The sequence below is a fragment of the Nodosilinea sp. LEGE 07088 genome (genome assembly GCF_015207395.1).
Classification (GTDB): Bacteria; Cyanobacteriota; Cyanobacteriia; order Phormidesmidales; family Phormidesmidaceae; genus Nodosilinea.
In genome coordinates, this window is sequence record NZ_JADEWX010000280.1 from 1 (window position 1) to 4,954 (window position 4,954).

Genomic DNA, 4,954 nt, shown 5'->3' on the forward strand with positions numbered 1-4,954 from the left:
TAGCGATGACCGAATACCACCGTTACCGGATGTGATTCGCGCTCAAGCTTCAGCGCCGCAGGTGGCGGCAGCTACCTGCGGCTAAGCTTATAGATCCTGTCTCTACCAGCACTTTTGGAGTAGTTACGTTTTGTCGTCACCTTAGCGGATGTTTATTGGTTTGGAATGCTCTAAGGTCACCTGCTCAGAGTAACGGATGGCCCTCAACATCTGGGCTAGAATAACCCTCTGACAACCAATATTCGGCTTAAAAATTTAAATGACCACAGATCCTTCGACCTCCGACCAAGCCAACGCTGAGACAACCACAGCGTTATCAGAACCGGCCCCCGCCTTTGGCTGGACCTACTATGCCGAGCGCATGAATGGGCGGTTTGCCATGGTGGGCTTTGTGGCGCTACTGGTGCTGGAGTTGGTGACTGGCCAGACCTTTTTAACCTGGCTGGGCCTGGACTAAGTCGGAGTTATCCCCATTAAACTGGCCATTTTAGCGAGTAGAAATGGTAGGCTTAGGGGTGATTTTTGGGACGACATGGCCGTGGTTAACCCCAATGCAGAGATTGGCCGGTTGCGGGAGCTGATGCCCGCCACCGCCCGCATGAAAACCAAACTCTTGCTCAACGATCGCCAGCTCAATGTGATCAAAGCCGAGTTTCCGCGCCCCTGGAAACAGGCCCATACCGTATCAATTAACCTCGATCGCTGGCAACAGCTGGCAGTGGCCGATCGCGACATGCTGTTTTTACGTACTGTCTGCTGGGTCACTCTGGCCAATGTGCTCAAGCCCAACTGGTACCAGGCCCTCGCTGGGGCGGGGCTAGCCGGGGGTGTGGTTGAGCTGCTCCAGGGAGATGCGGTGGGGGTCGTTGCCGCCGCTGGGGTCACGGCTCTAGCCGGTCTACAAATCTGGCGCGGAGTCAGCGGCCCTCAGATTGACATTGCCGCCGACGATAAGGCTGTGCAGGTAGCCCTGCGCCGAGGCTATAACCAGGCCGATGCGGCTACAGCTCTGATTCGCGCCATTGAGGCCGTGCCCCCCCTCGAAGGGCGGCAGGTGCTCACGGTTAAGGAGCTGATTCGCTGCCAAAACCTGCGTATGCAGGCCGGGCGCTCTGAGTTTTCGGTGCCCGAGGGCTACGCGCGCTAAGCCCTATGGTGCAGGTTGATTCCCAGGCTTTAGGCTGGCAGGGGGTGGCTCGTTTAAACTACGCCCTAGCCCATGGACAATGTATTCCCACCCATACCTATACTCGGGCACCCCTGCGAGTGCAGCGCGCCCTCTACCCTGAGGGGCAGGCCCTCTGTCATACGGTGCTGGTGCATACCGCAGGCGGGCTGGTGGGGGGCGATCGCCTGGCGGTGCAGCTCACCGTTGAACCCCAAGCCCAGGTGCTGTTGACCACCGCTGCGGCTAGCAAAGTCTACGGCAGTGCCGCCGATTGCTCAGCCGCCCAAACCGTGGAGATTGACCTCGCTCCCCACAGCTGCCTGGAGTGGATGCCCCAGGAAACCATTGTGTTTAACCACGCCCACTACCGCCAAGATGTGCGGGTCAAGCTGGCTCCGGAGGCCATCTGGGTCGGCTGGGATATCACTCGCTTTGGCCGCAGTGCTCGCGGTGAAACGCTGGATCAGGGGCAGTGGCGATCGCATTTAGAAGTCTGGCAAGACGCCCAACCGCTGTGGCTCGATCGCCAGCACCTGGTCGGGGGTAGCGCCCCCATGCACAGCCCTAACGGGTTAGGCAAACACCCCGTGGTCGGCAGCTTTGTTGTCGCTGGGTGCAGCATTATCCCAGAGCAAATTGCGGCCCTGCGTCAGTTCTGGCCCAGTGGCCAACCTGGAGACATTGGCGTTACCCGCCTACAGTCTGGGGTGCTCTGCCGCTATCGAGGCCCATCGACCCAGGCGGCGCGGCGGTGGTTTGTAGCGGCCTGGCAGCACCTACGACCCCACTATCTGGGGCGGGCGGCGGCGGCTTCTCGGGTATGGCCCCGGTAGTGGCAATGCTGCCAATAATGCCAATAAACTTTATCACTCCTTCCGGACGGAGAGCTGACCCCAGCGAAAAGGTAGGCCATAGAGACTCCTCCAAAATGCAATGAAGACCCCTAACTTTTCTGGCTCTAAGCTACCCCCTGCCTCAGAGTACGCCGTGATTTTGGGGGCAGGGGCGACGGCGGCGGCATCCATAGCCGCGCAGCAGGTTGCGATCGCGACTCTACCCGTGACCACCTTAGTTGCCCTGGGCCTGCTCAATCGATACCGTCTCGATCAGCGCCTCCAGGCCAGTGAACCCGTAGAAAACACCCTGGAAGCAGCAACCGCTAGACCCGGGCCAGCCGCGCCCCAAAGGGTCACCGCTCACCCCCAACCCGACGCCATTTCGACCCTGCCCCAGGCGACCACCTCGACCACCTCTGCCCGATTTTCTGACCAGCGCGACTATATTCACGAAACGCTAGCCAAAAAGCTCCAGGCCAGTGCCGACTTTGCGGCCATACAGCAGGCCAGCCTCAAGAAAGTGGGGGCGTTTCTGCAGCAGACGCGGCAGTCGCAGTCGCTATCCATTGAGGAGGTCTACCGACAGACCTACATACAGCCCTACACCCTGCGGGCGATTGAAAGCGGCAATTTGCGCCAGCTGCCCGAGCCCTTTTACATCCGTGCCTTTATTAAAAAATATGCCACAGCCCTGGGGCTAGAGGGGGCTACCCTGGCGGCCGACTTCCCCATGTAAAGTAGGCGTACCACCCATTCGGTTTGCTGCTCTCTACTTAGTCAGCACGAATGGCCATAAGGCCTCTGGCTGGGCTGATCCGACGCCTTTACGGATGGCCTTGGTGAGCATCTAGAACGCCGGTACAGAAACCTGGTTTCTCGGCCAGAATGCCAGGTATGCCGTTAGGGCAGCGACCCAGAAACCGGGGTTTTAGCCATACTGTAGTCTCCTAGGTCAGGGCACCGCCACAGCTCGATCCACTGCCAGCGGTGCAGCCATAGCAGTAGTCACGAGTCTGCACCTGCTCGACCAGATCCAGAGAATCGGCGGCTAGCAGGTCAGCCACGGTGAGGGGCTGACCGTCAGATGTCGGGCAGGGCACTGCCTCCATCTGGTTGAAATCGCAGTCGTAGAGCACACCGTTGTAGTCTACCGAGAGCTGTTGACGACACATCAGGTGAGCAACGGTGGCGGGGTTGTGGTGGGCAGCCAAAAAATGCAGGTAGGGCCAGTAGAGGTCTTTGCCCTGGAGGTACTGCTTGACTCGACCGATGGGCAGATTGGTGATGGTAAACAGCTGATTAAAAGTGATATCAAACTGCGATCGCAAATAGTCTGTATAGTCGCCCTGCAAAGCGGCCTGGCTGGGGGTCAGCGAAAACTCAGCACTGCGCGGCACCGGCGGGTTGTACACCAAATCGAGCTGCAGATGCGGGTCTTGGCCATAGCCCAGTTGATTGAGCCGTTGCAAGCCCTTAATCGACTCGCTATAGACCCCCGCCCCCCGCTGTTGATCGACATTGTCTTCCAGGTAGCAGGGTAGCGAGGCCACCACATGGAGCTGGTGGCGGGCAAAGTATTCAGGCAAATCCTCAAAGCCGAGGACAAAGAAAATTGTCAGGTTAGAGCGCACAATTACCTGTTTACCTAACCCTCGAGCCGCCTCCACCAGTGGCCGAAAGCCGTAGTTCATCTCTGGGGCACCGCCGGTCAGATCCACCGTGGTAATTTGCGGAAACCGACGGATGAGTTGAATCAGCTGGTCAGCCACCTGGGGCGACAGTTCTTCGGTGCGCCTGGGGCCAGCTTCTACGTGGCAGTGGGTGCAGGCCAGGTTGCACTTGCGCCCCAGGTTGATTTGCAGCACGGTGACGGGCAACTTACTGAGGGGTTGCTGAAGCTGCCGATCAAAGGGCACAACGGCGATCGCAGGAGACGGTGGAGACTGAACCATAGATTTTATACAGTGAAGACAGGGTTAACAGCATGGTTTAAAGTCGATTTGGCCATAGCCACGAGGCCACGGCGGCAACCATTCCATCTATTAGACCCCATCCACCTGAATATTATCTGAGAATAAAATTCTGACCCTCCACGATACCCTCACCGGCCTACTCAATCGCCATCAGCTCATGGGTTACCCCCTCATCCTGGCTTAGATCCAACTTGCCCACCCACGCAGGGATGCGGCAATTCGGCAACAATTAAACCAGATGGGCTATCGATTCAAGCGAGTGGTTAAAGCCAAGCCCTAGAACGCCGGTACAGAAACCCGGTTTCTCGGCCAGAATGCCCGTCATGCCGTTAGGGCAGTGACAAAGAAATCGGGTTTTTAGCCATACTGTACCGATGCTCTAGCAGGTGCTCGAAAAAACCTGTGTCGATTGCCAGGTCTAGAAAAGTGACTCGTCGAAATCGGATATTTTCGTTGCGAGAACTATCCTTTCTTTTTTTCTCCACCGTTGCATCGAACGTTGATCCCCTCTTTGAGGTAGTCCTTGATGGCGTCGGCAAATTTTTCTTCAGGGGTCTTTTTGGGCACTTCTTTAAACAGCGGACTACCGAATAGGGCTTCATTAGTCCAAACAATGAAGACCAATACAAGGATGATGGCAAATTCCATAATGTTCGCTGTGACTTAGTTTCAGGACTTCAAATCGAGTAGATGAACCGACATTACGGTGAATGTTGACCTACCTAGCAACCACCTACAGGGGTGCAGGGTTGGATTCCGGAAATGAATTGCCCAAACTATATCGAAAGATTTTGAAATGGAACGCTCAAATCTAAAAAATCAATGGTTAGTTTAGGGAATGGCCTGGGGTAGCCGTAGGCAGAGGTGTGAGGGTACGGCGTTGGCGGTATCCAAGGTCTCTAGGCGGCCCCCCAGGTGGGGAATGAGGCGAGCGGCAAGCTGGTGGCGAAATTCGGGAGAGAGGGCGGGTACTGGGG

General features: G+C 57.0%; 6 protein-coding genes. 4 read left to right on the forward strand and 2 right to left on the reverse strand.

The window, feature by feature from the left end:
• Positions 1-259 precede the first annotated feature (259 nt).
• From IQ254_RS29665 to IQ254_RS29680, 4 genes are all read left to right on the forward strand, one after another.
• Positions 260-457, forward strand: a complete 198-nt coding sequence (locus IQ254_RS29665; RefSeq protein ID WP_193969739.1) for a chlorophyll a/b-binding protein — start codon at positions 260-262, stop codon at positions 455-457.
• Between the two features lie 75 nt (positions 458-532).
• Positions 533-1,147 carry a DUF3318 domain-containing protein gene (locus IQ254_RS29670; RefSeq protein ID WP_193969740.1) on the forward strand — a complete coding sequence of 205 codons (615 nt, stop codon included), beginning with the start codon at positions 533-535 and terminating at the stop codon, positions 1,145-1,147.
• A gap of 5 nt (positions 1,148-1,152) precedes the next feature.
• On the forward strand, positions 1,153-2,001 hold the full coding sequence (locus IQ254_RS29675; protein WP_228041223.1) for an urease accessory protein UreD: 849 nt from the start codon (positions 1,153-1,155) through the stop codon (positions 1,999-2,001).
• Positions 2,002-2,101: 100 nt separating this feature from the next.
• Complete coding sequence (locus IQ254_RS29680) at positions 2,102-2,740, forward strand: RodZ family helix-turn-helix domain-containing protein (RefSeq protein WP_193969741.1); 639 nt, start codon at positions 2,102-2,104, stop codon at positions 2,738-2,740.
• A 211-nt stretch (positions 2,741-2,951) separates the two neighbouring features.
• Here IQ254_RS29680 and arsS read toward each other — a convergent pair whose 3' ends face one another.
• A complete protein-coding gene (arsS, locus tag IQ254_RS29685) occupies positions 2,952-3,956 on the reverse strand; it encodes an arsenosugar biosynthesis radical SAM (seleno)protein ArsS (RefSeq protein WP_193969742.1) in 1,005 nt (334 codons plus the stop codon).
• 483 nt (positions 3,957-4,439) lie between these two features.
• Positions 4,440-4,625, reverse strand: a complete 186-nt coding sequence (locus IQ254_RS29690; RefSeq protein WP_193969743.1) for a hypothetical protein — start codon at positions 4,623-4,625, stop codon at positions 4,440-4,442.
• Positions 4,626-4,954: the final 329 nt, after the last annotated feature.